Here is a 25,745-nt window from a genome sequence, read left to right on the forward strand (position 1 = left end):
GCCGCTCCTTCACGCCAGCGCCACGAACGCCGCAGCCAACAGCATCATGGCGTAACGATAGAGTTTCAGCCCGGTGAGGACGTCAGCACCAGCCGGATCGCGCGCCCCCTCGTTCAGCCAGGGTTCATCGGCGATGCGACCGTGATAGATGCGGGGACCGCTGAGCCGCACGCCGAGCGCGCCGGCCATCGCGGCTTCCGGCCAGCCGGCATTCGGCGAACGATGCCGATGCGCATCGCGCAACATGCATGACCACGCCTGCGAACGGTTCGGCGCGAGCAGCACGAACAGCAGCCCGGTCAGCCGTGCCGGAACGAGATTGGCGAGATCGTCGATCCGTGCGGCTGCCCAGCCAAAGGCTTCGTGCCGCTCGGTGCGGTGGCCAATCATCGAGTCCAGCGTGTTGATCGCCTTGTAGCCAAGGATTCCCGGCAGGCCGAACAGCGCGCCCCAGAACACCGGCGCCACGATGCCGTCGGATGCATTCTCAGCGAGGCTCTCGATGGCGGCGCGCGCAATGCCGGCATCGTCGAGCGTTGCCGGATCACGTCCGACAATCTGCGCGACCGCCGAACGCGCGGCCGTGATGTCGCCGGATAGAAGAGGACTTGCCACCGCGGCGACATGGTCATGCAGCGAGCGCACGGCAACCAGCGGCCACGCCAGGACACCGACAAGGACAACGCGAACCCATCCGGATGCAAGCACGGACTGAACGGCCCAACCGAGCGCAACCATCAGCGCGATCACCGAGATCGCGGCCGCGACGCCAGCCACGCACCGGAACGCCGGCGGGTCGGAGGCACGGTTCCAGGCGCTATCGACAACATTGATCAGCCGGCCGAGCCAGGTCACGGGATGGCCGATACGTGCAAACAGCCACGTCGGCCAGCCGATCAAGGCATCCACCGCCATCGCCACCGCCATCGCTCCCGCAAAACCCACGCTACCCTCTCCTCGCCGCGATCCCCCTGATGCGCAAGACATCGGCCGAGCGCAAGCCCTCCGTAACGGATTTCGGCTTTGTCTTTCTCCGCGATTGGTGGTTAGAGCGTTTCCGAACGACGTGCGTACCGGTCGCACAGGAGATGATATGGCCGTCATTCTGATCACGGGGGGAGCCCGGTCCGGCAAGAGCCGGCGCGCCGAACTTCGTGCGCGCAGCTTTCCGGGACAGCCGGTCTATATCGCGACCGCCGAGGCGCTCGACGCGGAAATGGAGGAGCGGATCGCCAAGCATCGCACGCGGCGCGGCAGCGACTGGATCGAGCGCGAGGTGCCGCTCGATCTCGTTGACGTGCTGTCCGAGACCGATGGCGGCGGCGCGAGGCTGGTCGATTGTCTGACGCTCTGGCTATCCAATTTGCTGCATGCCGGGCGCGACTGGTCGCAGGACGTGACGCGGCTGGCGGGTGCGCTGTCGCGCCAGCACAGCCCGGTCGTGCTGGTCACCAACGAGGTCGGTCTCGGCATCGTGCCGGACAATGCATTGGCGCGGACTTTCCGCGATGCCGCAGGAACCATGAACCAGACTATCGCCGGCATCGCAGACGAGGTCGAGTTCGTCGTTGCGGGCCTGCCGATGAAGCTTAAATGAAGTCCGAGATCGATCCTGCCAAGGGCCCCGCGATGGTCTCATTCGACGATGCGTTTCGCCGCCAGCTGCATGAGCTGTTCGTGTGGCGGCGCGACGTGCGGCGCTTCCGAACCGATCCGCTGCCGGATGGCGCGATCGAGCGGCTGATCGAGATCGCCTGCCTGTCGCCTTCGGTCGGCCTGAGCCAACCCTGGCGGTTCGTCATTGTCGACGATGCGGCGCGCCGCCGCGCGGTCATCGACGACTTCAAGGCCTGCAACGCCGATGCGCTGCGGTCCTATTCGGGCGAGCGCGCCGCCAAATATGCCGCGTTGAAATTATCAGGCCTCGAGGAGGCGCCGGGCCATCTCGCCGTGTTTGCCGAGAAGACCGACCAGATCGGCGCCGGTCTCGGCCGCGCGACGATGCCGGAGACGTCGGAATATTCGGTGGTAGCCGCGATCTGCTCGATGTGGCTTGCCGCGCGCGCCGAAGGCATCGGCATCGGCTGGGTATCGATCCTCAATCCAGAACGCATTCATGACGTTCTGGAAATCCCGCACTCCTGGAAATTTATCGGCTATCTCTGCATCGGTTACCCCCAGACCGAATGCGACCGTCCGGAGCTCGAACAGGCCAAGTGGGAATCGCGGCGAGGTCCGGATGAATTCACCATCCGACGCTGACGGCGCAGAGGACGCCGCCGCGAATGGCGGCGTTCAATGGCGCACCGACATCGCCTCCCTGGTCTTTCCAGTCCCGGATCACCGCGCCATCTGCGTGGTGCATCGGGGCGCGTTTCGGACGTTGCTCGGCGCGGAGCCGGTGCCGGAGGCCTGCATCGACTATTTCGAGCGCTATGAAGACGCCTTCAAGGCAGCTGCACGCGCCAAGATCGAGCGCAAGCGCATTCTCCCTGGAACAAATTTGCATCTTACCAGTCGCGACATCACGCGAAAGCTGCTAGAAGCCGATCAAATCGAATGTGGAGAACGACCATGAGCCAGTCCCAGACCGCGCAATCCCAAGTTACTCAAGCTCAGGTCACACATCTGCCGATCGCTACCCGACAGGTCGGACGGCTTGCACAATCGTTGATGGCCATGACCCTTGGCCTGTTCATCGTCGGCGTCGTCGGCTTCTCGCACATCGACGTGATCCACAACGTCGCGCATGACGTGCGCCATTCCAACGCCTTCCCCTGCCACTGACCTTGTCGGCATGAGCACGTTTCGCTCGATCGTCTTCTCGTCGGTCATTGCCGGGTTCATCGTCGGCCTGATCGTCACCGCGGTCCAGCAATTCGGCACCGTTCCCCTGATCCTCAGGGCCGAGGTCTATGAGAAGGCGGCCGCGCACAAGCACGAAGCCGCCGCGCCACCGCAGGCGATCCTCGTCCACGATCATGCGGATCATGATCATGGCGCGGAGGCCTGGGAGCCGCGCGACGGTCTGGAACGCAACGTCTATACCGCGGGGGCGAACATCCTGACCGCGATCGGCTTTGCGCTCCTGCTCTGCGGCTTTCTCGCGGTTCGCGGCGGCGCGACCGGCGAGCAGATCTCGTGGCATGAAGGCTTGATGTGGGGCCTTGCGGGTTTTGCCGTCTTCACCATCGCGCCGGGCCTCGGACTGCCGCCCGAATTGCCGGGGGTCCCCACCGCTCCATTGCTCTCGCGCCAGATCTGGTGGGTGACGGCGGTGCTGGCGACCGCTGCCGGCCTCGGGCTGATCGTGTTCCGACGCTCGATGCCGGCCGCCATCGCCGGCGTGGTCCTGATCATGCTGCCGCATCTGATCGGCGCGCCCGAGCTGGAGCATGTTGAGACCAGCGTGCCTTCGTCCCTGTCGCATCAGTTCGTGGTCGCCGTCACGCTGACCAGCCTGGTGTTCTGGTCCCTGCTGGGCAGCCTGACGAGCGCCGCATTCGCCTATTTCGATCGGCCGGGCTCATCCGCTCGCGGTTGACAGCCGCTGCCTAAAAAACGCCAGGATCTCATCGCGGGCCGCGATGGTCGGCTGGCCCGCCTCGTCGATCAGATGCACGGTCACGACGCTGTGCGGTGTCGTGACGAAATTCCGGAAGAACGGCGGCACATCGCGGTTCGCCGCGCTGTCGGCAAGCACTCGCCCGATGAAGCGGTCGCCGAGCGCCTCGCGATAGGCCGCAAAGCGCTGCGCCATGCAGAACTTGTCGCCCTCAAAGCGATAGGCCAGCACGGTCAGGTCCTCGCGCTCCAACCGCTCGCGCACCGCTTTGACTTGCTCCGGCGCGATCTCGATGCCCGCCGGATCGTTCAATGGCAATGACGGCTGCGAAAGCACCGGCGCCAGCATCGACGGCTCCAGCATCATGGTGAGCGCGAAATTGCCGGTAAAGCACATCCCGATGGCCCCGACACCGGGACCGCCGCATTCGCCATGGGCAAATTGCGCCAGCGCGCGCAGCCATTGCGTCACGGGACTGGACTGGTTTGCGGCCATCGCACGAAACTCCCTGCTGACGCAGGCGCGCTGAAACACCGCAGCGCCCTCCTCCGCGCTCGCGACCGCGCCGTCACGGCCGAACAGCGAGGGCATATAGACGGTGAATCCGGCATCGCGAACCCAGCGGGCGAAGCGCGCCACATGCGGGCTGATGCCCGGCATCTCCGCCATCACGATCACCGCAGGACCTGCGCCGCCGACATGGACGGTCTTGCCGGCCCCATCGAGGGTAATCTGGCGGCGCTCGAAATCATCGAGCGGATCGTCCTGGGTCATCGGCCGGTTCGGCATCCGCGGTTCTCCTGATCGAGATCGGCAGCGTCTCGGCGTCAGAGTTGCGATTTTCCAACCCGGCAGCTAGTGTCAAAAATGACATTGATCGCGGATTTTATGACATGACCAAGGTCGCGGTTGTCGAGATCGACGGCTGCCTCGCGTCGGCGGCCGCCATCACCCACGACGTGCTGGCGACCGCCAACCGGATCAGCACCTCGAAGCGCGCGCGCTTCGAGGTGCTGACGCTGCGTTATGGGCCGAGGCGGCACGCCGGCCGATTGCGCGGCGCCGACCTCGTCATCGTTCCCGGGCTCGGCTCGGCTTCGGCCGGCGAACTGGAACGGAAGCTGGCGACACCGGCATGTCGGCACGCCCGCGACATGCTGGTCACGGCGTTCGCGAACGGCGCGATGCTCGCCGCGTCCTGCGCCAGCAGTTTCCTGCTGGCGGAGACCGGCCTGCTCGACGGCAAGCGAGCGACCACGACATGGTGGTTCGCGCCGCTGTTTCGGCAACGCTATCCGAATGTCGAACTGATGACGGAGCGGATGGTGGTCGCCGACTGGCCGATCGCAACCGCCGGCGCGGCGATGGCGCAGATGGACCTGATGCTTGCGGTAATCACGCGTTTCGGCAGCCCGGCGCTGGCCAAGGGCTGCGCCAACTATTTGCTGCTTGGCGAGCGGCATTCGCAGGCGCCGTTCATGGCGATCAACTATCTTGCCAGCCAGGATCCCAAGGTCGCCAGGGCCGAGAAATGGGTCCGCAGCAACATCGCGCGCGACTTTACGATCGGGGACGTCGCCGCCGCCGCCGCGCTCGCGCCGCGGACATTTGCCAGACGGCTCGAATCGATCTGCGGCCTGTCGCCCATTCAATTCGTGCAACGCATCAGGATCGAGACGGCGCGGTCGTTGCTCGAGACCACGCGCCTTTCGGTCGAACAGATCGCGGGCAAGGTTGGATATGCCGAGCCATCGACCCTCCGCCGGCTGATCCGCCGCGAAACGCGGCATTCGCCGCGGCATTTCCGCTCAGGCGGTTGATCCCCAACGCCGCATCCGCGATGAAATCATCAGCCCGAGAGCCACGCGAAGGCGCGGCGCAAGAAGGCCGGCGCATCCTCTTCGACTGGCGTTCCATGGGCCATCAGCACCTTTTCGGCGGGCCACGCCAGAATCCTTTGCAAGGCGGCACGCGCGGCGCGGCGGCCCGTGAAGGCAACGCGGAACTTGCGCGGCACCGACGCGACCAGATGAAGAGGCCGCCGTCCGATAATCTGACGACGGCCATCCGGGTCGGATAGTGAAAGCCGGCGACCGCAAGGTTCGGCCCCCCGGCAATCCAGATGTCGTGGCCGAACTGCTGCAATACCGCCATTCGCGATGAACCTTGACCGTCGGGCGCCGCATCCAGCGCCGCGCGCTCCGCCGGCGTTGCGGGTTCATTTACCATGCGCGGCGTGACAGGCCGCGGACAAGGGGCAATGTCGATCATCGGTTCCGATTGCGCCGCGGCCAATTGCAACGATCGGGTTTACGCAACCTTAGACGATTTGATCCACATGTTGCGCGTGCACGACGCGATTGGGATGAAGCGGCCGATGTCGCAGAAGTCGGACCTCGAGGGACACGGGCTGGCCTTCGCTGAAGACGCCGCGCGTCACCCCGCGGCGAATGACGCGGATCGTGGCACGATGATGCCGCGCGCAACCATCGGCCGGATGTCAAGCGCGTCCACAGGTCGGCCGCAGGCGGCAATCGCGCATTCACCGCGGTCGGACGCGGGCGCGCTGGCCTCCGCGCTACGCGAGGCCGACTGGCTCACGGCTGACCGTGTCACCGCCTTCACCCGCGTATTTCTCGTCCTGTTCATCGGCTGCATCGCGATCATCCCATGGGCTGCGCCGACGATGGATGTCGGCCATGATTTCGCGGCGTTCTGGACGGCGGCAAAGCTCGCGCTCGAAGGCCGCGCCGGCGACGCCTATGGCGACGCAGGCCGCGCCGCCATAGCGGCCGTGCTCGGTCAGAACACCTACGCACCGTTCTTCTACCCGCCGACCTCGCTGTTGTTCTGGATGCCCTTCGCACTGGTTCCCTTTGCAACGGCGGCCGTCATCTGGATCTTCGCGACCGGCGCCGCCTATGCAGCCGCGGTGAGAGCCATGCTCGAGCGCGGCTCCGTCGTTCCCGCACTCGCCTTTCCCGGCGTGTGGGTATGCGCGCTGTTCGGACAGAATTCGCTGTTCTCGGCGGCCCTGCTCGGCGGATCGGCCGTCACGCTGGACCGCTACCCGGTGATCGCCGGCGTGCTGCTCGGGTGCTTCAGCTACAAGCCGCAGATCGCCCTGCTTGCGCCGCTGCTGCTGATCCTGACGCGGCGCTGGCGCGCGCTCGCCGCGGCGGCCGCAACGACGCTCGTGCTCGTGCTGGCGGCCACCGCCATCTTCGGGATCGACCCGTGGATCAAGTTCGTTGCCGTGCTGCCGGAGGCGAGCGCCTGGAGCCTCGGCGGCGGACCCGGTTTCGAGAAGTTCGCCAGTCCCTATGCCGCGGTCAGGCTGGCCGGCGGATCCAGCAGCACGGCCTGGCTCGTCCAGGTAACCACAGCCGCGATCGCGATCGTCGTCCTGTTCCTGGTGCTGCGAAAACGTCCCGGCGGCGCCGCCGAGATCGCGCTGATGGTGGCGATGACCGGCCTGTGCGTGCCGTCGCTGGGCAACTATGAGGTCGTGATCCTGGCGATCCCGGGCGCGTGGCTGATCGCGCAGGCGCTTGCGCAGGGCTGGCTGCCCTATGAACGCATCGCCCTCGCTGCGCTTTATTTGACGCCATTCGCCATGGTGCCCGCGGGCGCCAACGGCCTGCAACTGGCACCGATCGCCGCTGCCGCAATTGCCATCCTCGTCGTGCGCCGCATCAGGCATCTGCCACTCCTGGATGCTCCGGCCGAAATCGCCAATCACTGATTTGCCCGACGGCGCAAGCCTCGCCGGGACGACGCACGGGAAGAGTTGCGCCCCCTATCGTGAAGTCATGACTGCGTGGCGGTCAGCGGCGCTGGTTGTAGACATCGATGCAGACGGCGCCGAGCAGGACGAGGCCCTTGATCACTTGCTGATAATCGATGCCGATACCGAGGATCGACATGCCGTTGTTCATGACGCCCATGATCATGGCACCGACCACCGCGCCGCCGACCCGGCCGACGCCGCCATAGGCCGACGCACCGCCGATGAAGCAGGCGGCGATCACATCGAGCTCGAAGCCGAGACCGGCCTTCGGCGTCGCGGTGTTGAGCCGGGCTGCGAACACCAGCCCGGCGAGCGCGGCCAGCACGCCCATATTGACGAAGGTAAAGAAGGTGAGCCGTTCGGTCTTGACACCAGACAGCTTCGCCGCCTTGGCATTGCCGCCCACGGCGTAGATCTGCCGACCGATCACCGTCCGCCGCGTGACGAAGCCATAGAGCGCGATCAGGACGGTCATGATCACGAGCACGTTGGGCAGGCCGCGATGCGAGGCGATCAGATAGGTGAAGTAGAGCACCGCACCCGCCAGCGCGATGCTCTTGACGATGAAAAACGCGTAGGGCTCGACGGCAATGCCGTGCGCCTGCTCGCGCGCCCGGCTCCTGGCGGTGGCCAGCACCAGGACAAACGCCAGGACGATGCCGATCGCGAGCGACGTCGGATAGAGCGTGCCGGCGCTCGGGAACAGCTCGGGGATGAAGCCCGACGACAGCTTCTGGAAGGTCGGCGGGAACGGCCCGACCGACTGGCCCTGCAGCACCGCGAGCGCGAGGCCCTTGAACACGAGCATGCCCGCCAGCGTCACGATGAAGGACGGAATGCCGAAATAGGCCACCCAATAGCCCTGTGCCGCGCCGATCGCGGCACCGACCAGAAGGCAGGCGACGAAGGCGATCGGGTAGCTGACATGGTAGCGCACCATCAGCACCGCCGCGACGGCGCCGACGAAGCCCGCGACCGAGCCGACCGACAGATCGATATGCCCGGTGACGATCACCAGCAGCATGCCGAGCGCCATGATGACGATGTAGCTGTTCTGCAGCACTAGATTGGTGAGGTTGAGCGGCTGCAACAGCGTGCCGTCGGTCACGATCTCGAAGAACAGCATGATCGCGAGCAGCGACAGCAGCATGCCGTAGTTGCGCAGATTGTTCTTGATGAAGCCGGAATGCCTGGGGGTCTCGGGAAGTGATACCGTCTTGTCGGTCATGGCGCCCCTCCTCCGGCGCGTGCCGCTCTTTCGTCGGCGCCGCGTCCGGACATTCTGACATTGCGCATGATGGCGCGCATGATCTTCTCCTGCGTCGCATCGTGCGCCGCGAACTCGCCGACGAAGGCGCCGTCATTCATCACGCAGATCCGGTCGCAGATGCCGAGCAGCTCGGGCATCTCCGAGGAGATCACCACGACGCCCCTGCCGGCCTCGGCCAGCTCGTTGATGATGGAGTAGATCTCGTATTTGGCCCCGACGTCGACCCCGCGCGTCGGCTCGTCCAGCAGCAGCACCCTCGGATCGGTCATCAACCATTTCGACAGCACGACCTTCTGCTGGTTGCCGCCCGAGAGGTCGCCGGTCGCCTGGTAGACGTCGGAACAGCGGATCCGCATCCGGGTGCGGTAGTCGCTTGCGGCTTTCAGCTCGGCGACATCGTCGATCACGCCGCGTTCCGACACCTGGCGCAGGCTCGCCACCGTCACGTTCTTGCGGACGTCGGCGGCAAGGATCAGCCCGAGCTGCTTGCGGTCTTCCGTGACATAGGCGATGCCGGCATCGATCGCGGCCGGCACGCTGGACAGATCGGCCTCGCGTCCATCGAAGCGGACCTTGCCGGAGACGTTGGTGCCCCAGGCGCGGCCGAACAGGCTCATCGCGAACTCAGTGCGGCCGGCGCCCATCAGGCCGGCGATGCCGACCACCTCGCCGCGCCGCAGCGTGAAGTCGACGTTCTTGATCACCTGCCGCTCGGGATGCAGCGGGTGATACACCGACCAGTTCTGCACCGTCATCACGGGTTCGCCGATCTCCGCCTTTCGTTCGGGGAAACGATGCGCGAGATCGCGGTCGACCATGCTGCGGATGATGCGGTCCTCCTCGATGCGCTCGGTCCGGCAGTCGATGCTGTCGACGGTGCGGCCGTCGCGCAGCACCGTGATGCGGTCGGCGACGCGCGCAACCTCGTTCAGCTTGTGCGAGATCAGGATCGAGGCGATGCCCTGCTCGCGGAAGGCCAGGAGCCGCTCGAGCAAGGCGGCGCTGTCGGCCTCGTTGAGGCTTGCGGTCGGCTCGTCGAGGATCAGGAGGCGCACCCGCTTGGACAGCGCCTTGGCGATTTCAACGAGCTGCTGCTTGCCGACGCCGAGGTCGGTGATCAGCGTGTCCGGCGGCTCCCGCAAGCCGACCTGCGCCAACAGTTCGGCGGTCCGCCGATGCACCGCGTTGCGGTCGATGACGCCGAACCGCGACGGCGGATGCGACAGGAAGATGTTCTCGGCAATCGACATCAGCGGGATCAGCGCCAGCTCCTGATGGATGATGATGATCCCGAGCGCCTCGCTGTCGTTGATGTCGCGGAAGCGCCGCTCCTCGCCGTCGAACACGATCGACCCATCGTAGCTTCCGGCCGGATAGACCCCGCTCAGCACCTTCATCAAGGTCGACTTGCCGGCGCCGTTTTCGCCGACCAGCGCATGGATCTGACCGGCCTCGACGGTGAAGCTGACCTCGCGCAGCGCCTGCACGCCGGCAAAGCTCTTGCTGACGCCGCGCATCTCCAGCATAGCCGTCATCGGATCATGTCCCGCAGCGTCGATCGGCCTCGGCGCGGTTCGCCACCGCTCACCCGCCTGTCAGCCCTAGAGCCTATTCCGTTCCGATTAAATCGGAACGGGGCTCCAGATTCCAGTTTTGACGCGTTTTCCTCACGCGAACCGGTACCCACTTCGCTCGAAAACGCTCTAGTCGAATTGCGAGCGCTTGTAGTAGCCGCTGTCAATCAGGACTTTCTCCCAATTGGCCTTATCCACCACGACCGGCTTGAGGAGATAGGACGGAACTACCTTGACCCCGTTGTTGTAGGTCTTGGTATCGTTGACGCTGACCTCCTTCTTGCTCAGCACGGCGTCGACCATGTCGGCCGTCACCTTGGCGAGGTCGCGGGTATCCTTGAAGATGGTTGAATATTGCTCGCCGCGCAGCATCGCCTTGATCGAGGGGACTTCGGCATCCTGCCCGCTGATGTACGGCATCGGCTGGTCCTTGCTGCCGTAGCCAACGCTCTTCAGCGAGGAGATGATGCCGATCGACAGGCCGTCATAGGGCGACAGCACCGCATCGACGCGCTTCTTGCCGTAGAACGCACTGAGCAGATTATCCATCCGCGCCTGCGCGGTCGCGCCGTCCCAGCGCAGCGTCGCGACCTTGTTCATGCCCGTCTGGCCGCTGCCGACCACGAGCTTGCCGCTGTCGATATACGGCTTCAACACCGACATCGCGCCGTCGTAGAAGAAGTACGCATTGTTGTCGTCGGGCGAACCGCCGAACAGCTCGATGTTGAAAGGCCCCTTGCCCTCCTTGAGCCCGAGCGCGTTCTCGATCGACTGGGCCTGCAGCACACCGACCTGGAAATTGTCGAAGGTCGCGTAATAGTCGACATTGGGGGTGTCGCGGATCAGGCGGTCATATGCGATCACCGTGATGCCCTGGGCCTTGGCCTGCTTCAGCACATCGGACAAGGTGGTGCCGTCGATGGCGGCGATGACCAGCACCTTGGCACCCTTGGTCACCATGTTCTCGACCTGGGAGAGCTGGTTCGGAATGTCGTCTTCGGCGTACTGCAGGTCGGTGCCGTAGCCGCGCTCCTTCAGCACCTTGACCATGTTGTTGCCGTCGTCGATCCAGCGCGCCGAGGATTTGGTCGGCATCGCGATGCCGATGGTCGGCTTGCTCTGGGCCATGGCGTCGCCATCCGACACCGTCGCGGCAAGGCCGGCCAGCGCCAGTGCAAACAAGCTGGTCTTCAATTTGAACATGCTTCACTCCCTCGTTTTTTTGAGTTGGGGTAACCCTGCCGTAGACTGCGTCAATCGGCGGCTATCATTCGTGGGCGGACCGCAGATCTACGGCGACGTCGGATCAGCGCCGGGACCGTCACGAACCGAAATTGCGGAATGTCGGTTGAACCCGTCAACAGCGACAATGCTCACTCCGCACGATCGGCCATGTCGATCCTGCAATGCCCGGTTCTTCCGCGAGTCATGTCGTGGGACGAACAAGACGCAAGAACGACGTGGAGGATCATGAGGCGCCCATCTTCCGGAATCGTTGGCGAGCGCCTGCGTCCGCCAGAGCTTCTGGCGGTGTGGCCCTGCTTTTTGCGCCCTTTGATTGATGTTGCTCCCACCGTACGGATGCAAGCATCGACCGGCCATTTATTTAACTATCCGAAGAAATTGATCGGGATGGGGAGGATCGTGAGGCGCCGTCTGGAATCGTCCACAAGTCCCACAGCCTCCAAGGTAGGAAGAAACCACTTTTGGCAACCTTCGGTGGGATTGTGCCCCCACCCTGCTATGGACGCAAGCTCCATTTATTTAACAACACGAATAAATTTGCCGGAACCGCCAGCCAGCCGGCAGCGGCCTTCAGGCATCGATGTCAGAGAGATCGTCGACGACCAGCAGCGCCTCGGCAAAATCGTCGTCGCTGACATAGGTGCTGCGGGTGACGACGACGGGGATGCCGGCGCCTGCCGCGGCGGCGAGGCCGTTGCCGGAATCCTCAACGGCGACGCAATCTCCCGGCCCGAGCCCGAGCCGGGTCAGGACCTCGATGTAGACATCCGGCGCCGGCTTCTTCCGCGGCACGTCGTCGCCGGCAACGATCGCCTCGAACTGATCGGCCCAGTCCAGCCCGAGCGAAACCGAGAGCAGCGCATTGATATTGCCATGCGAGGTGGTCGTTGCGATCGCCACGCGCTGGCCTCGGCTGCGCGCGCCGGCGAGCCAGGCCCTGACGCCCGGCCGCAATGGGCAGCCGCCCGCGGCAATCAGCGCGGCGTAGCGCGCCGTCTTGATCCTGTGCAGGTCGGCGATCTCGGCGAATGTCAGCATTGGGACCGCGTTGCGCTGGTCGAAGGCCCGGATGCGCTCCTTGCCGCCGGCCACCCGAAGCAGGCGCGCGTAAGTGACCTGATCCCAGAACCAATCGAGGCCGGCTTCGGCAAAGGCCTCATTGAAGGCACGGCGATGCACCTCCTCGGTTTCGGCGAGCGTGCCGTCGACATCGAATATTAAGGCGCGGGCGCTCGCGATGATGTCGCGCATCCCGGCGGTCCGGATCACGGCGAGCGCCTCGTTCATCGTCCCTCGCCCGGCGCACCGGCGCCTTTGACGAATACCCGGCTGGCAAGCACGTCGCCGGCCTCGATCGACATCACATCGTCGGCGGTGAGCGTGCGGTCGAGCTTCGCCACGATCCGGTTGGCCTGGCGCAGCCGGATACGATCGAGCGCATTGCGGATCGAGCGTGCATTGGAGAACAGCGGCTGTTCCTTGCGCACGGCAATGTAACGGATGAAGGCCTCGCGTGCTTCCGGGGAGAAACGATAATTCTGCTGCTGCAACATCAGCTCGGCGATCCAGAGCAACTCGCCGTCCGAATAGTCGGGGAAATCGATGTGATGCGCGATGCGGGAGCGGAAGCCCGGATTGCTCTGGAAGAACTTCTCCATGCGGTCGCCATAGCCGGCCAGGATCACCACCAGATCCTCGCGCTGCTGCTCCATCACCTGGAGCAGGATCTCGATCGCCTCCTGCCCGTAGTCGCGCTCGTTTTCGGGGCGATAGAGGTAATAGGCCTCGTCGATGAACAGCACGCCGCCCATCGCCTTCTTCAATATTTCCTTCGTCTTCGGCGCGGTGTGGCCGATATATTGGCCGACGAGGTCGTCGCGCGTGACGCTGATGACGTGGCCGCGGCGCACGAAGCCGAGCCGGTGCAGGATTCCGGCCATCCGCAGCGCGACCGTGGTCTTGCCGGTGCCGGGGTTGCCGGTGAACGACATATGCAGGGTCGGAAACGTCGTCGCCAGCGCCATCTTCTGCCTGATGCGTTCGACCAGCAGCAGCGAGGCGATCTCGCGGATGCGGGTCTTCACCGGCTTCAGGCCGATCAATTCGGAATCAAGCTGGTCGAGCACGTCGCCGATGCCGAGGTCGGCGAATTCATGGCGAAGGTCGATGGTCTCGAGCGGGGTCTCGCGGATTTGTTCGCTGATCTGTTCTTGCGCCTGGGTCATTGTCCTCTCGCCTGGAAAAGCTCCGTCGCCGCGGGGCGACGACGGAGAAGTGCATCCGGACCAGGACGGTCGAGGGAGCAACCCGCCTGGTTTGCAAGCCGGACGCGGTCAATGATCGGTGTAGCGTTCGCCTTCGGGGCGGCCCGCCGCATAGGAATGGGTCGCGTAACGCAGATTGCGTCCGGCGGCCTCCTGACGGTCGAGCCGGAAGCCCGGCTCCTCCCGCGGCCGGTTGACGATGAAGGAGATGCGAACCGACTCCCAGCCCGGGCTGGAATCAAAGCCGGAGATCCGGATATAGCGGTCGCCATAGACCCGCCGGCAGTCGGCGAGCTCCTTCATGATGCCGGCCGCATCGCGCAGGTCGAACATCGGAAGGCCCCACATATCCCAATAGGTGTTGCGGGGATGCGGATCGTCGGTGAACTCGATGTTCACCGCCCAGCCCTTGTCGAGACAATATTGCACCTGTGCGGCGATCTGCTCGTCGGTCAGATCGGGCAGGAACGAGAAGCAGCCTTGGGTCACGCGCATGAGAACCTCCTCTCAGACCGCCATGCTCGGCGTGGGAACGAAATCGGGGGCGTCCGTCGACTCGTAGTTGAAGGTGACGTCCTTCCAGACATCGAGCGCCTCGCGCAGCGGCGTGCAGGTCTGCGCCGCCTTGGCCAGGATCTCCGGCCCCTCGTTGACGTAGTCGCGCCCCTCGTTGCGGGCGAGGATCATGGCCTCCAGCGCGACGCGGTTCGCGGTGGCGCCGGCCTGGATGCCGCGGGGATGGCCGATGGTGCCGCCGCCGAACTGCAGCACGACGTCCTCGCCGAGCAGATCGAGCAGCTGGTGCATCTGGCCGGCATGAATGCCGCCGGAGGCCACCGGCATCAGCTTGTTGAGGCTCGCCCAGTTCTGGTCGAAGAACACGCCGTGCTCCAGGTGCAGCGGATTGAAGTCCTCGCGGCAGATGTCGTAGTAGCCGCGGGTGGTGTTCGGATCGCCCTCGAGCTTGCCGACCACCGTGCCGGCATGGATGTGATCGACGCCGGCGAGCCGCATCCATTTCGCGATCACGCGGAACGAGACGCCGTGGCTGCGCTGCCGCGTGTAGGTCGAGTGGCCGGCGCGATGCAGATGCAGGATCATGTTGTTCTTGCGCGCCCACTTCGCCATCGACTGGATCGCGGTGTAGCCGATCACGAGGTCGATCATGACGATGTTGGAGCCGAGCTCATGGGCGAACTCGGCGCGCTCGTACATGTCCTCCATGGTCGCCGCGGTAACGTTGAGATAGGTCCCCTTGATCTCGCCGGTCGCGGCCTGCGCGCGGTTGACCGCTTCCATGCAGTAGAGGAAGCGCTCGCGCCAGTGCATGAAGGGCTGCGAGTTGATGTTCTCGTCGTCCTTGGTGAAGTCGAGCCCGCCTTTCAAGGCTTCATAAACGACGCGGCCATAGTTGCGGCCGGACAGGCCGAGCTTCGGCTTCACGGTGGCGCCGAGCAAGGGACGGCCGAACTTGTCGAGCCGCTCGCGCTCCACCACGATGCCGGTCGCCGGGCCCTGGAATGTCTTCACATAGGCGGTCGGCAGCCGCATGTCCTCGAGCCGCAGCGCCTTCAGCGGCTTGAAGCCGAACACATTGCCGATGATCGAGGCGGTCAGGTTCGAGATCGAGCCCGGCTCGAACAGGTCGAGGTCATAGGCGATATAGGCGAAGTAGCTGCCCGGCGAATTCGGCACCGGATCGACGCGATAGCACTTCGCCCGGTATTTCTCCGCGGCCGTCAGCCGGTCGGTCCACACCACGGTCCAGGTCGCGGTCGAGGATTCGCCCGCCACCGCCGCGCAGGCTTCGGTCGGATCGACGCCGTCCTGCGGCGTGACGCGGAACAAGGCGATGACGTCGGTGTCCTTGGGCTCGTAGTTCGGCTCCCAATAGCCCATCCGCTTGTATTCCATCACGCCGGACTTGTAGCGATCCTTGCCGCGCACCGTGATCGACTGCTGCATGTTCATCGAAATCTCCTGTGGTTCGTCGCCATTTGCTCAGGCGGCCTGGGTCATCTTTCCAATTTGCGGATCGAGCGCGCCGGCGCGATAGCGACGGGCCATCTCCGGCAGTGCCACCACCTTGATCCTGGCGGCATTGCCGGCCGTGCCGAACTGCTCGAAGCGGTCACGGCAGAGATCGCGCAGCGCATCCATCGCGGGCTTCAGGAATTTGCGCGGATCGAACTCGCTCTTCGACTGGACGGCGACCTTGCGGAAGGCCGCCGCCATCGCCAGGCGGCAATCGGTGTCGATATTGACCTTGCGCACCCCGTGCTTGATGCCGCGGACGATCTCCTCGACCGGGACGCCCCAGGTCTGCGGCATCTCGCCGCCGAACTGGTTGAACATGTCCTGCAGCGGCTGCGGCACCGAGGACGAGCCGTGCATCACCAGATGCGTGTTCGGCAGGCGGCTGTGGATCTCCTCGACCACGCGCATCGCCAGGATCTCGCCGTCGGGCCGCCGCGTGAACTTGTAGGCGCCATGCGAGGTACCCATCGCGATCGCCAGCGCATCGACCTTGGTGGCCCGGACGAAATCGACCGCCTGGTCCGGATCGGTGAGCAGCTGATCATGGCTCAGCTTGCCTTCGACGCCGTGACCATCCTCCTGCTCGCCGCCGCCATGCTCGAGCGAGCCGAGCACGCCGAGTTCGCCCTCGACCGACGCGCCGACCCAGTGGGCCATGTCGACGACCCGGCGGGTGATGTCGACATTGTAGTCATAGTCGGCCGCGGTCTTGGCGTCGGCCTTGAGCGAGCCGTCCATCATGACGGAGGTGAAGCCGTAGCGGATTGCGGTGGCGCAGGTCGCCTCTTCGTTGCCGTGGTCGAGATGCAGGCAGAGCGGAATCTGCGGATGCATCTCCTCCAGCGCGTCGATCATCTTCGCCAGCATGATGTCGTTGGCATAGGACCGCGCGCCGCGCGAGGCCTGGATGATGACGGGCGCATCGCAGGCGGCCGCCGCCTCCATGATGGCAAGGCCCTGCTCCATATTGTTGATGTTGAAGGCCGGCACGCCGTAGCCGCGTTCGGCGGCGTGATCCAGCAACTGTCTCAGGGTTATCCGCGCCATGGTGGCGTCCTCCTTTCAGTTCGCTCGTTGAATGAGCTGTTTTGCAGCAGCAGCGATTGCCGCGGGCGTGATGCCGAATTCGCGGTAGAGCACGTCGGCCGGCGCGGAAGCGCCGAAGCCGGTCATGCCGACGAACGCACCGTCGTCGCCGAGCCAGCGCGCCCAGTCGCCCTCGACCGCGGCTTCCACACCGACGCGCGGGGCGCCGCCCAGCACCTGAGCGCGATAGTCGCTCGGCTGCCGGCGGAACAGGTCGAAGCACGGGGCCGAGACGACCGCGGCCTGTACCCCGTCTTCCGCCAGCAGCTTTGCGGCTTCGAGCGCGATCGCCACCTCCGAACCCGTTGCAATCAGGGTGACGTCACGCCCGAAGGCCGGCTCGACGAGAACGTAGGCGCCGAGCGCGACCTGGTTGTCCTTGCTGCCGTCGCGAACCGTCGGCAACGCCTGCCGTGACAGGCAGAGGATCGACGGCGAGGTCTCTGCTTTCAGCGCGCAGTCCCACGCTTCCGCCGTCTCGACCGCATCGGCCGGGCGGAACACCAGGACGTTCGGGATCGCGCGCAGCGCCGCCAGATGCTCGACCGGCTGATGGGTCGGCCCGTCCTCGCCGAGCCCGATGGAATCGTGGGTCATCACATGGATCACGCGGATACCCATCAGCGCGGCGAGGCGGATCGCCGGCCGGCTGTAATCGGCGAAGCTGAGGAAGGTGCCGCCGTAGGGAATGAACCCGCCGTGCAGGGCAATGCCGTTCATCGCCGCGGCCATGCCATGCTCGCGGATGCCGTAATGGATATAGCTGCCGTCGAGCGTTTCCGGCCGCACCGAAACCTGCGACTTCGCCAGCGTCAGATTGGAGTGCGTGAGGTCGGCCGAGCCGCCGAGGAGATTCGGCAACGCCTCCGCGATCACGTCGATGACCTGCTGCGAGGCCTGTCGCGTGGCGAGCTTCGGCCGCTCGGTCGCGAACCGCTCCACCAGCTTCGCCATCGCCTCGGCATAGGCGCAGGGCAATCTCCGGTTCAGCGCGTCATGGAACGGGGACCGCTCGGCCTTGTCGCCCTTGCAGGCGCTGCGCGAGCGCTCGATCCAGGCCCGCCGCGCGTCGCGGCCGCGGCCGCCGAGCTCGCGCCACTCCGCCAGCACAGCATCTGGAATTTCGAATGCCGGATACGGCCAGCGCAACGCGGCACGGGTCTTCGCCACCTCATCGGCACCGAGCGGCGCGCCATGCACCTTTTCGCTGCCCTGCCGGTTCGGCGCACCGAACCCGATCACCGTCCGGCAGGCGATCAACGACGGACGATCGCTCGATCGTGCCTGCCTGATCGCCGCGGTGATCGCCTGCGAATCGTGGCCGTCGATGCGGTTGACGTTCCAGCCGCTGGCCTTGAACCGCGCCGTCTGGTCGTCCGAGCAGGACAGCGAGGTGGCGCCGTCGATCGAGATATGATTGTCGTCGAACAGCACGATCAAGCGGTTCAGCCGCAAATGGCCGGCCAGCGAGATCGCCTCATGGCTGATGCCTTCCATCAGGCAGCCATCGCCGGCGATCACATAGGTGTAGTGGTCGACGAGGTCGTTGCCGAAGCGCGCGTTCATCAGCCGCTCGGCGAGCGCCATGCCGACCGCGGTCGCAATCCCCTGCCCGAGCGGCCCGGTCGTGGTCTCGACACCCGGGGTGTGGCCATATTCGGGATGGCCCGGGGTTTTCGATCCCCACTGCCGGAACGCCTTGAGCTGGTCGAGCGTCATGCTCTCGTAGCCCGTCAGATAGAGCAACGCGTAGAGCAGCATCGAGCCGTGACCGGCCGACAGCACGAAGCGATCGCGGTCGGGCCAGGACGGATCGGCCGGGTCGAACTTCAGGAAGTCCGTGAACAGCACGGCCGCGACATCGGCCATGCCCATCGGCATGCCGGGATGGCCGGATTTCGACTGCTCCACCGCGTCGATGGCGAGGAAGCGGATGGCGTTGGCCATCTCGTCGTGGCTGATTTCGGGGCGGCTGGCAACGGACGCAAGTGCGGTCATATCGTTCGCCTCTTTCGTTCGATCAGTTGCAGGATCAGCGGGGTCAGGATGAGCTGCATCGCGAGGTCAAGCTTGGCGCCGTGCACCACGATCGAATTGGCACGTGACATGAAGCTGTTCGGGATCATCGAGAGCAGATAGGGAAAATCGATGCCGCGCGGGTTCTTCAAGCGGATCACGACCATCGATTCATCCGGCGTCGGGATCCAGCGCGCGATGAACGGGTTCGACGTGTCGACCGTCGGCACGCGCTGGAAGTTGATGTCGGTCTCGGTGAATTGCGGGCAGATGTAATTCACGTAGTCCGGCATGCGGCGCAGGATGGTGTCGGTCACCGCCTCGGTGGAGTAGCCGCGATGGCTGCGGTCGCGATGCAGCTTCTGGATCCATTCGAGGTTGATGACCGGCACGACGCCGATCTTGAGGTCGGCATGCTGCGCGACATTCACCTTGTCGGTGACCACGGCACCATGCAGGCCCTCGTAGAACAAGAGGTCGGAATTCTCCGGCAGCGCCTCCCAAGCGGTGAAGGTGCCGGGCTTGGCGCCGTAAAGCCGCGATTCTTCCTCGTCGTGCACATAGTGCCGCGTGGTTCCGGTCCCGGTCTCGGCATAGTCGCTGAACAACTTCTCCAGCTCCTCGAACAAATTGGTCTCGGGGCTGAAATGGCTGAAGTGCTTGTTGCCGCGCTCGGCCCTCTCCGCCATCAGGCTGCGCATCTCGGCGCGGTCGTAGCGGTGGAACGCGTCGCCTTCGATGTAGGCGGCGACCACGTTCTCGCGGCGGAAGATGTTCTCGAACGTCTTCTTCACCGAGGTGGTGCCGGCTCCGGAGGAGCCGGTGATCGAGATGATGGGATGTCGACGTGACATGCGGTCCTCCTCAGCGGAACAGGCCGCGCCGCGCGAACAGCGGGGCATCGCTGCTCTCGAACAACGGCTCGACGGTCAGGTGGATCGCATCGACGTCGCGCACGGCGCGCGTCGATCCCATGATCAGCGGCACCCGCTGATGCGGCGTACGTGCCGACAGTTCGAGAATGCGCGACCGGCCGTTCGACGCGGCGCCATCAGCCCATTCCATGATCAGTGCGATGGGATGCGCCTCGTACAGCAGACGCAACCGGCCTTCGCGATAGCCCTGGCGCGCATCCGCCGGATACAGAAACACGCCGCCGCGCATCAGGATGCGGTAGGCTTCGGCGACCAGCGAGCCGATCCAGCGCATGTTGAAGTCCTGCCCGCGCTCGCCGTTCACCCCGGCGAGGCACTCATCGATGTAGCTGCGCACCGGGCCGCTCCAGTGCCGCCGGTTCGAGGCATTGATGGCGAATTCCGACGCATCCTGCGGCATGCGCAGGTCACGCGCGGTCAGGACGAACTCGCCGGTTCGCGGGTCCAGCGTAAAGCAGTCGACGCGCCGGTCGAGCGCCAGCACCAGCACGGTCTGCGGACCGTAGATGAAGCAGCCGGCGGCACATTGCGCCGTGCCGGGCTCGAAGAAGGTCGAGATGACGTCGTTTCCCTTCGGCCGAATCGAGAAGATCGTGCCGATCGAGATGTTGTTTTCGAGATTGGCGGATCCATCGAGCGGATCGATCGCTACGCAGAGCGGCGCGTCGGGATCGAGCGTCTCGGGCAGTTCGACCTCCTCCGACAGCACTGCGGCGACCGGCGCGGTGCGCAGCGCGTTGCGCATCAGGTCGTCGGCGACGATGTCGATGGTCTTCTGGCGATCGCCGTCGGGATTGACCCCGCCGCTCTCGCCGCCGATGCCGGCGAGCGGCCCGGCGGCAATGATGCGCGAGAGCTCGATCGCGGCGCCCGCAAGGGCTTCGATCACCATAACGGTCGCGGCGCGCAACGGGTTGTGCTGCGTCGGCCACTCCAGATGGGCATGCAATGCAGGACGAATCTCCACCGGCCTCTCCCTATGATCGCGCCCTCTGTCCCGAGGCTTCGAGAGGCGACCTCAGGGGAGTCGCCTTCGCCCTATCAACGCGCGAATTGCTCAATTAGGGAAATTTTATTATCTTTGGTCCGGGCAAAGTATTTCTTATGGAGCTTGTCATGGCCGGCAACTTCTCGCGGGATCTCACCATCCGCCAGCTGCGCGCATTGTCGACCTTGCACGAGGCAGGCTCGATCACGTCCGCCGCCAACCGGTTGAACCTGACCCAGCCCGCGGTGACGTTGCAGCTCCGCAATTTGCAGACGCTCGCGGGGTTGCCGCTGATCCAGCGCACCGGCGACGGCATGGCGCTGACGGATGCCGGCGCGCATGTGCTGACGCTGGTCGAGCGGATCGAGGCGGCGCTGAAGGACTGCGAGCAATCGCTCGACATGATCGCCGGCCGCAGCGGCGGCCGCGTCGCGATGGGCGCGGTCTCCACCGCCAAATACTTCGTGCCGTTTGCGATCGCGGCGTTCTCGCGCCGCTTTCCCAAGATCGAGGTCACGCTCAGGATCGGCAACCGCGAGGAGATTCGCGACGCGCTGCGCGGCTATGATCTCGACATCGCCGTGATGGGCCGGCCGCCGGCCGATGTCGAGGTGGAGATGAAGCCGCTCGGCCGGCATCCGCACTTCATCATCGCCGCGCCCGATCATCGGCTGGCGCGGCGGCGGCACGTCGCCCCCTCGGAGCTCGCCAACGAAACCTTCATCACCCGCGAGCAAGGATCGGGCACGCGGATGCTGATGCAGCAATATTTCGAGCGGGTCGGGCTGGAGCCGAAGCTCGGCATGGCGATGGACAGCAACGAGACCATCAAGCAGGCTGTCATGGCCGGGCTCGGCATCGCCTTCATCTCCCAGCACACGGTGTTCCATGAGCTGGAGGACGGCCGGCTGGTGGTGCTCAAGGTCAAGGGCCTGCCGATCGTCCGGCAGTGGCACGCGATCAGGCGCACCGACAAGATCCTGCTGCCGCCCGCGCAGGCCATGCTGGATTTCCTCGGCAAGGACGGCTGGCGCTATCTGCCAAATTCAAACTAGCGCCTGGGCGCCGCCGCATCGTCCGATCGATCGAGAAAATCGAGCCAGCGCCGTATGTTAGGCATTGAAGTTCCGCGAAACGCATGTCACATCTTGACTGCGGTCACCCGGCGGACCGCACCCTGCGAGGGAGGTTGAACTGCAGAACCAGTCCCCGCCGACGCCCGACTTCAAGGCGTTATTCGAGGCGGCGCCCGGCCTTTATCTGGTGCTGACGCAGCCCGACTTCCGCATCGTGGCAGTGAGCGACGCCTATCTGCGCGCCACCAAGACGGAGCGCGCCGCGATCCTCGGGCGCGGGCTGTTCGAGGTGTTTCCCGACAATCCGGACGATCCGGCCGCCGACGGCGTGCGGAACCTGCGCGCCTCGCTCGAGCGCGTGGTCCAGTTCCGCCGCCCCGACACCATGACGGTCCAGAAATACGATATCCGCAAGCCCGAGTCGGAGGGCGGCGGCTTCGAGGAACGCTACTGGAGTCCGCGCAATACGCCGGTGTTGGGGCCGAACGGGCAGTTCAGCTACATCATCCATCGGGTCGAAGACGTCACCGGCTTCATCCAGCTGAAGCAGCGCGGCGCCGAGCAGGACCAGCTGACCGACCGGCTGCGCGAGCGCACCGAGCAGATGGAAGCGGAAATCTTCATGCGCGCCCGCGAAGTCGAGGCCGCCCGCGAACAGCTCGAAGCCGAGCAGAAGCTGCGCCAGGTGCAGAAGATGGAGGCCGTCGGCCACCTCACCGGCGGCATCGCCCACGACTTCAACAATATCCTGACCGTCATCACCGGCCTGATCGACATCCTCGCCGAAGCCGTCGAGCACGATGCCGCGCTCTCGTCGGTCACCAAGATGATCAGCGACGCGGCGTTTCGCGGCGCCGAAGTGACCAAGCACCTGCTGGCCTTCTCGCGGCAGCAACCGCTGCAGCCGCGTGAAGCCAATCTCAACACGCTGGTGCAGGACACCGCGCGGCTGCTGCGTCCGTCGCTCGGCGAGCAGATCGAGATCGATACCGCGCTCGAGCCCGATGCCTGGTCTGCCTTCATCGATCCGAACCACATGGCGACCGCGCTGCTCAATCTCGCGGTCAATGCCCGCGATGCGATGCCCGATGGCGGCAAGCTGATGCTGGAGACCAGCAACGTCATCCTCGACGAGGTTTATGCCGTCGCCAACCCCGACGTGCGGGCGGGTGAGTATGTGATGGTCGCGGTCAGCGACACCGGCGGTGGCATCCCGGCGGGGATCCGCGACAAGGTGTTCGAGCCGTTCTTCACCACCAAGGACACCGGCAAGGGCACCGGCCTCGGGCTCAGCATGGTGTACGGCTTCATCAAGCAGTCCAACGGACACCTCAAGATCTATTCCGAAGAGGGCCACGGCACCTCGATCAAGCTCTATCTGCCGCGCAGCAGCGGCGACATGATCGACGTCGAGCCGCCGCCTCCGGTCGACACGCGCGGCGGCAATGAATCGATCCTGGTCGTCGAGGACGATCCGCTGGTGCGCAACTACGTCAGCGCCCAGCTCGAGCAGCTCGGCTACCGCACCATGGTCACCGCCAACGGCCCGGAAGCACTGGCTGCGGTCGACAACGGATTCGTCTGCGACGTGCTGTTCACCGACGTCATCATGTCCGGCGGCATGAACGGCCGGCAGGTCGCCGATGCCGTGATCGCCAAACTGCCATCGGTGCGCGTGCTGTTCACCTCCGGCTACACCGAGGACGCGATCATCCACCACGGCCGCCTCGACCCGGATGTGACGCTGCTGCCGAAGCCCTACCGCAAATCCGATCTCGCGCGGATGATCCGGCAGGTGCTGGCCCAGCCGCCGGCGGCGGCAATGGGCAAGTAACGCAGCAGCGGCATCACGCCTCCCCACCCTGCTTCTTGGCCTGGTCGGCCGGCGCGGCGCATCCGGACAGGAACAGCGCCGCGCAGGCCTTGGCGCGGGCCTCGATCTGCGCCCGCGACGGCGGCGGCCTGTGGCCGTACATCACGTCGCGTTGCGGCTGGAACACGAGCATGCCGAGCAGCATGCCCGCGGCGGCCTGCGTGTCGTCCACGGCGATCCGTCCCCGGCGCTGCTGCACACCCAGCCACGCAGCCAGCGCGCCAAGGGTCCGCTGCATCGCCTTCTCGTAGAACATCTCGGCGATGTCGGGGAATTTGTCGCTGTCGGCCAGGATGATGCGCTGGAGCGCGATGACCTCGGCATCGAGGATCAGCTCGCCACAGCTCGAGAGCGCCGCCTGCAATGCCGCCGCGATATCGCGGCCGTCGCAGGCGCCGAGATTTACGGCGGATATGAATCGGTCCATCCGGTCCGTCACCGTGCCCTCGAACAGCGCCAGCTTGGTCGGGATCAGCCGATAGAGTGTCTTGGTGGAAACGCCGGCGCGGCAGGCCACGTCGGCGATGTTGGCCGCAGCGAAGCCGCGCTCGGAGAACTCGCGCCGCGCGGCGTCATAGATCAGCGCGCGCGTCTCGTCGTCGGAACGCAGCTGCGGCCGCCCGCGGCCGCGCCGCGCCGGTGCGCTTTGCTCAGTCTGATCCTTGTCATTCCGGTTCATCCACGAGCCATGCTTTTAAATGATGCCTGTCATTCTATTGACACTCCCAATATGGGCTCTATTTTGGAAAACATCAAGTTTCCTAATTGATCCCTTGGGCATCAGCCAAGATTGGCAGGATTTTCCAATGGGATAGAACGGATCGGGAGCGCCGCCATGAGCCAGCATGAGACATCATTCAAGGCCGAAAGCCAGGTTCCGGCCGAGACCGCCAGGCAATTGATCGCAAATCCGGAGGCCGCCAAGCCGCCCGCCGCCAAGGGCAGGCTTCGCCGCCTGCTGCTGGCCGGCGCGGCGCTCGCCATGCTCGCGGGCGGCGCCTGGTATGGCTGGGATTACTGGACGGTCGGCCGTTTTCAGGTCTCGACCGACGACGCCTATGTGAAGGCCGACAACACGACGATCGCGCCAAAAGTCTCCGGCTATCTCAGCGCGGTGCTGGTGGGCGACAATGAGCATGTACGCGCCGGCCAGATGCTGGCGCGAATCGACGATCGCGATTTCAGGGTCGCGCTGGATCAGGCCAAGGCCGACGTCGCGGCCGCCGAAGCCGCGATCGCCAGCAAGCATGCGCAGCTCGATGTGCAGCAGTCCGTGATCGAAGCGGCCCGCGCGACCCTCGCGGTCGACACCGCGACGCAGACCTTTGCCGAGCAGGAGAACAAGCGCTACACCGACCTCGCCGGCACCGGCTTCGGCAGCGTGCAGAACGCGCAGCAGGCGCAGTCGCGCTACGCCAGCGCGCAGGCCGCCGTCGCCCGCGATACCGCGAACCTCGCCTCCGCGCTCCGTCAGGTCGAGTTACTCAAGGCCGATATTGCCCAGGCCGTCGCGGCGCAGGCACGCGCAACCGCGCTCCAGCATCAGGCCGAGTTGAACCTCGGCTACACCACCATATCAGCCCCGATCGACGGCGTGGTCGGCAACCGCACCCTGCGCACCGGCCAGTTCGTCCAGGCCGGCACGCAGCTAATGTCGCTGGTGCCCGCCACCGGCGCCTATGTGATCGCGAACTACAAGGAGACGCAGCTCACCAATGTCCGCAAGGGTCAGCCAGTCGAGATCGCGGTCGACATGTTCCCGGGACAGGTGGTGCGCGGCCATGTCGACAGTCTCGCGCCCGCCAGCGGCCAGGAATTCGCGCTGCTGCCGCCTGACAATGCGACCGGCAACTTCACCAAGGTGGTGCAGCGCATCCCGGTGAAGATTGCGCTCGACGCGACCACGGTCGAATTGCGGCCCGGCATGTCGGTCATCCCGACGATCGCAACCTTGTCGCAACCCGGCGAGGCGCCGCGCTCCAGCGCCTCTCCCAAGCTCGCTGTCGCCTCCTTCAAATAGGTGATG

General features: G+C 65.3%; 25 protein-coding genes. 10 read left to right on the plus strand and 15 right to left on the minus strand.

The genetic code is table 11. The features are described from left to right. Positions 1-9: 9 nt before the first annotated feature. Positions 10-945, minus strand: a complete 936-nt coding sequence (gene cbiB / locus E2I15_RS15705; RefSeq protein WP_170991373.1) for an adenosylcobinamide-phosphate synthase CbiB — start codon at positions 943-945, stop codon at positions 10-12. Between the two features lie 148 nt (positions 946-1,093). Between cbiB and cobU the strand changes: the two genes are divergently transcribed. From cobU to E2I15_RS15730, 5 genes are read left to right on the plus strand one after another with little or no spacing between them, the layout of a single operon-like run. Beyond that, positions 1,094-1,597, plus strand: coding sequence for a bifunctional adenosylcobinamide kinase/adenosylcobinamide-phosphate guanylyltransferase (gene cobU / locus E2I15_RS15710; RefSeq protein ID WP_137476302.1), 504 nt, complete (start codon positions 1,094-1,096; stop codon positions 1,595-1,597). A 32-nt stretch (positions 1,598-1,629) separates the two neighbouring features. Beyond that, complete coding sequence (gene bluB / locus E2I15_RS15715) at positions 1,630-2,262, plus strand: 5,6-dimethylbenzimidazole synthase (protein WP_137476578.1); 633 nt, start codon at positions 1,630-1,632, stop codon at positions 2,260-2,262. Next, a complete protein-coding gene (locus E2I15_RS15720) occupies positions 2,240-2,578 on the plus strand; it encodes a hypothetical protein (RefSeq protein ID WP_137476303.1) in 339 nt (112 codons plus the stop codon). Before bluB ends, E2I15_RS15720 begins: the two co-directional genes overlap by 23 nt. Continuing rightward, positions 2,575-2,787 (plus strand): CbtB domain-containing protein, encoded by a 213-nt coding sequence (locus tag E2I15_RS15725; protein WP_246667873.1) that lies wholly within the window; start codon positions 2,575-2,577, stop codon positions 2,785-2,787. The genes E2I15_RS15720 and E2I15_RS15725 overlap by 4 nt, the downstream gene beginning before the upstream one ends. Before the next feature lie 10 nt (positions 2,788-2,797). After that, a complete protein-coding gene (locus E2I15_RS15730) occupies positions 2,798-3,544 on the plus strand; it encodes a CbtA family protein (RefSeq protein ID WP_137476304.1) in 747 nt (248 codons plus the stop codon). Here E2I15_RS15730 and E2I15_RS15735 read toward each other — a convergent pair. Beyond that, positions 3,527-4,354, minus strand: a complete 828-nt coding sequence (locus E2I15_RS15735) for a dienelactone hydrolase family protein (RefSeq protein ID WP_137476305.1) — start codon at positions 4,352-4,354, stop codon at positions 3,527-3,529. The genes E2I15_RS15730 and E2I15_RS15735 overlap by 18 nt on opposite strands. 104 nt (positions 4,355-4,458) lie before the next feature. On the opposite strand from E2I15_RS15735, the gene E2I15_RS15740 reads away from it, so the two are divergent. Beyond that, positions 4,459-5,385 (plus strand): GlxA family transcriptional regulator, encoded by a 927-nt coding sequence (locus tag E2I15_RS15740; protein ID WP_137476306.1) that lies wholly within the window; start codon positions 4,459-4,461, stop codon positions 5,383-5,385. A 29-nt stretch (positions 5,386-5,414) separates the two neighbouring features. On the opposite strand, the gene E2I15_RS39850 is transcribed toward E2I15_RS15740, so the two are convergent. Further along, positions 5,415-5,582, minus strand: a complete 168-nt coding sequence (locus E2I15_RS39850; protein ID WP_422109804.1) for a hypothetical protein — start codon at positions 5,580-5,582, stop codon at positions 5,415-5,417. Positions 5,583-5,942: 360 nt separating this feature from the next. On the opposite strand from E2I15_RS39850, the gene E2I15_RS15750 reads away from it, so the two are divergent. Continuing rightward, positions 5,943-7,310: a glycosyltransferase family 87 protein gene (locus E2I15_RS15750; RefSeq protein WP_170991374.1), complete on the plus strand. Its 1,368-nt coding sequence runs from the start codon at positions 5,943-5,945 to the stop codon at positions 7,308-7,310. 82 nt (positions 7,311-7,392) lie between these two features. On the opposite strand, the gene mmsB is transcribed toward E2I15_RS15750, so the two are convergent. From mmsB to E2I15_RS15810, 11 genes are all read right to left on the minus strand, one after another. Continuing rightward, the gene (gene mmsB, locus E2I15_RS15755; protein WP_137476308.1) at positions 7,393-8,583 is read right to left on the minus strand and encodes a multiple monosaccharide ABC transporter permease; all 1,191 of its coding nucleotides are present in this window, start codon (positions 8,581-8,583) and stop codon (positions 7,393-7,395) included. Continuing rightward, the gene (mmsA, locus tag E2I15_RS15760; protein ID WP_137476309.1) at positions 8,580-10,160 is read right to left on the minus strand and encodes a multiple monosaccharide ABC transporter ATP-binding protein; all 1,581 of its coding nucleotides are present in this window, start codon (positions 10,158-10,160) and stop codon (positions 8,580-8,582) included. The genes mmsB and mmsA overlap by 4 nt, the downstream gene beginning before the upstream one ends. 168 nt (positions 10,161-10,328) lie before the next feature. Continuing rightward, a complete protein-coding gene (gene chvE, locus E2I15_RS15770) occupies positions 10,329-11,402 on the minus strand; it encodes a multiple monosaccharide ABC transporter substrate-binding protein (protein ID WP_137476310.1) in 1,074 nt (357 codons plus the stop codon). Positions 11,403-12,014: 612 nt separating this feature from the next. Continuing rightward, a complete protein-coding gene (locus E2I15_RS15775; protein ID WP_137476311.1) occupies positions 12,015-12,731 on the minus strand; it encodes an HAD-IA family hydrolase in 717 nt (238 codons plus the stop codon). Then, positions 12,728-13,669, minus strand: a complete 942-nt coding sequence (gene cbbX / locus E2I15_RS15780; RefSeq protein WP_050386984.1) for a CbbX protein — start codon at positions 13,667-13,669, stop codon at positions 12,728-12,730. Before cbbX ends, E2I15_RS15775 begins: the two co-directional genes overlap by 4 nt. 108 nt (positions 13,670-13,777) lie before the next feature. Further along, on the minus strand, positions 13,778-14,203 hold the full coding sequence (locus E2I15_RS15785) for a ribulose bisphosphate carboxylase small subunit (RefSeq protein WP_016845647.1): 426 nt from the start codon (positions 14,201-14,203) through the stop codon (positions 13,778-13,780). Between the two features lie 12 nt (positions 14,204-14,215). Further along, complete coding sequence (locus E2I15_RS15790) at positions 14,216-15,673, minus strand: form I ribulose bisphosphate carboxylase large subunit (protein WP_137476580.1); 1,458 nt, start codon at positions 15,671-15,673, stop codon at positions 14,216-14,218. A 36-nt stretch (positions 15,674-15,709) separates the two neighbouring features. Further along, positions 15,710-16,792, minus strand: a complete 1,083-nt coding sequence (gene fba / locus E2I15_RS15795; protein WP_137476312.1) for a class II fructose-bisphosphate aldolase — start codon at positions 16,790-16,792, stop codon at positions 15,710-15,712. Between the two features lie 15 nt (positions 16,793-16,807). Continuing rightward, positions 16,808-18,829 (minus strand): transketolase, encoded by a 2,022-nt coding sequence (gene tkt / locus E2I15_RS15800; protein ID WP_137476313.1) that lies wholly within the window; start codon positions 18,827-18,829, stop codon positions 16,808-16,810. Further along, entirely contained in the window at positions 18,826-19,701 is an 876-nt protein-coding gene (locus E2I15_RS15805) for a phosphoribulokinase (protein ID WP_026192557.1), read from the minus strand. The genes tkt and E2I15_RS15805 overlap by 4 nt, the downstream gene beginning before the upstream one ends. A 10-nt stretch (positions 19,702-19,711) precedes the next feature. Then, the gene (locus E2I15_RS15810) at positions 19,712-20,674 is read right to left on the minus strand and encodes a class 1 fructose-bisphosphatase (RefSeq protein WP_246667895.1); all 963 of its coding nucleotides are present in this window, start codon (positions 20,672-20,674) and stop codon (positions 19,712-19,714) included. A gap of 224 nt (positions 20,675-20,898) precedes the next feature. On the opposite strand from E2I15_RS15810, the gene E2I15_RS15815 reads away from it, so the two are divergent. Together E2I15_RS15815 and E2I15_RS15820 are read left to right on the plus strand one after the other, a co-directional pair. Then, positions 20,899-21,825: a LysR family transcriptional regulator gene (locus tag E2I15_RS15815; RefSeq protein ID WP_137476314.1), complete on the plus strand. Its 927-nt coding sequence runs from the start codon at positions 20,899-20,901 to the stop codon at positions 21,823-21,825. Positions 21,826-21,964: 139 nt separating this feature from the next. Further along, the gene (locus tag E2I15_RS15820; RefSeq protein WP_276486333.1) at positions 21,965-23,680 is read left to right on the plus strand and encodes an ATP-binding protein; all 1,716 of its coding nucleotides are present in this window, start codon (positions 21,965-21,967) and stop codon (positions 23,678-23,680) included. Positions 23,681-23,693: 13 nt separating this feature from the next. On the opposite strand, the gene E2I15_RS15825 is transcribed toward E2I15_RS15820, so the two are convergent. Continuing rightward, positions 23,694-24,398 (minus strand): TetR/AcrR family transcriptional regulator, encoded by a 705-nt coding sequence (locus tag E2I15_RS15825; protein WP_137476316.1) that lies wholly within the window; start codon positions 24,396-24,398, stop codon positions 23,694-23,696. A gap of 156 nt (positions 24,399-24,554) precedes the next feature. Here E2I15_RS15825 and E2I15_RS15830 point away from each other — a divergent pair, with 156 nt between their 5' ends. After that, positions 24,555-25,739 (plus strand): HlyD family secretion protein, encoded by a 1,185-nt coding sequence (locus tag E2I15_RS15830; RefSeq protein ID WP_137476317.1) that lies wholly within the window; start codon positions 24,555-24,557, stop codon positions 25,737-25,739. Positions 25,740-25,745 lie beyond the last annotated feature (6 nt).

Origin of the sequence: Bradyrhizobium sp. BR2003, from assembly GCF_009720285.1 — a bacterium.
Classification (GTDB): domain Bacteria; phylum Pseudomonadota; class Alphaproteobacteria; order Rhizobiales; family Xanthobacteraceae; genus Bradyrhizobium; species Bradyrhizobium elkanii.

What these genes read in the sequence shown, in the direction of transcription:
- cobU (WP_137476302.1), top strand. Translation starts at nt 1,094, where the DNA reads ATGGCCGTCATTCTGATCACGGGGGGAGCCCGGTCCGGCAAGAGCCGG.
- bluB (WP_137476578.1), top strand. Translation starts at nt 1,630, where the DNA reads ATGGTCTCATTCGACGATGCGTTTCGCCGCCAGCTGCATGAGCTGTTC.
- E2I15_RS15720 (WP_137476303.1), top strand. Translation starts at nt 2,240, where the DNA reads ATGAATTCACCATCCGACGCTGACGGCGCAGAGGACGCCGCCGCGAAT.
- E2I15_RS15725 (WP_246667873.1), top strand. Translation starts at nt 2,575, where the DNA reads ATGAGCCAGTCCCAGACCGCGCAATCCCAAGTTACTCAAGCTCAGGTC.
- E2I15_RS15730 (WP_137476304.1), top strand. Translation starts at nt 2,798, where the DNA reads ATGAGCACGTTTCGCTCGATCGTCTTCTCGTCGGTCATTGCCGGGTTC.
- E2I15_RS15735 (WP_137476305.1), bottom strand. Translation starts at nt 4,354, where the DNA reads ATGCCGAACCGGCCGATGACCCAGGACGATCCGCTCGATGATTTCGAG.
- E2I15_RS15740 (WP_137476306.1), top strand. Translation starts at nt 4,459, where the DNA reads ATGACCAAGGTCGCGGTTGTCGAGATCGACGGCTGCCTCGCGTCGGCG.
- E2I15_RS15750 (WP_170991374.1), top strand. Translation starts at nt 5,943, where the DNA reads ATGTCGCAGAAGTCGGACCTCGAGGGACACGGGCTGGCCTTCGCTGAA.
- mmsB (WP_137476308.1), bottom strand. Translation starts at nt 8,583, where the DNA reads ATGACCGACAAGACGGTATCACTTCCCGAGACCCCCAGGCATTCCGGC.
- mmsA (WP_137476309.1), bottom strand. Translation starts at nt 10,160, where the DNA reads ATGACGGCTATGCTGGAGATGCGCGGCGTCAGCAAGAGCTTTGCCGGC.
- chvE (WP_137476310.1), bottom strand. Translation starts at nt 11,402, where the DNA reads ATGTTCAAATTGAAGACCAGCTTGTTTGCACTGGCGCTGGCCGGCCTT.
- E2I15_RS15775 (WP_137476311.1), bottom strand. Translation starts at nt 12,731, where the DNA reads ATGAACGAGGCGCTCGCCGTGATCCGGACCGCCGGGATGCGCGACATC.
- cbbX (WP_050386984.1), bottom strand. Translation starts at nt 13,669, where the DNA reads ATGACCCAGGCGCAAGAACAGATCAGCGAACAAATCCGCGAGACCCCG.
- E2I15_RS15785 (WP_016845647.1), bottom strand. Translation starts at nt 14,203, where the DNA reads ATGCGCGTGACCCAAGGCTGCTTCTCGTTCCTGCCCGATCTGACCGAC.
- E2I15_RS15790 (WP_137476580.1), bottom strand. Translation starts at nt 15,673, where the DNA reads ATGCAGCAGTCGATCACGGTGCGCGGCAAGGATCGCTACAAGTCCGGC.
- fba (WP_137476312.1), bottom strand. Translation starts at nt 16,792, where the DNA reads ATGGCGCGGATAACCCTGAGACAGTTGCTGGATCACGCCGCCGAACGC.
- tkt (WP_137476313.1), bottom strand. Translation starts at nt 18,829, where the DNA reads ATGACCGCACTTGCGTCCGTTGCCAGCCGCCCCGAAATCAGCCACGAC.
- E2I15_RS15805 (WP_026192557.1), bottom strand. Translation starts at nt 19,701, where the DNA reads ATGTCACGTCGACATCCCATCATCTCGATCACCGGCTCCTCCGGAGCC.
- E2I15_RS15810 (WP_246667895.1), bottom strand. Translation starts at nt 20,674, where the DNA reads ATGGTGATCGAAGCCCTTGCGGGCGCCGCGATCGAGCTCTCGCGCATC.
- E2I15_RS15815 (WP_137476314.1), top strand. Translation starts at nt 20,899, where the DNA reads ATGGCCGGCAACTTCTCGCGGGATCTCACCATCCGCCAGCTGCGCGCA.
- E2I15_RS15825 (WP_137476316.1), bottom strand. Translation starts at nt 24,398, where the DNA reads ATGAACCGGAATGACAAGGATCAGACTGAGCAAAGCGCACCGGCGCGG.
- E2I15_RS15830 (WP_137476317.1), top strand. Translation starts at nt 24,555, where the DNA reads ATGAGCCAGCATGAGACATCATTCAAGGCCGAAAGCCAGGTTCCGGCC.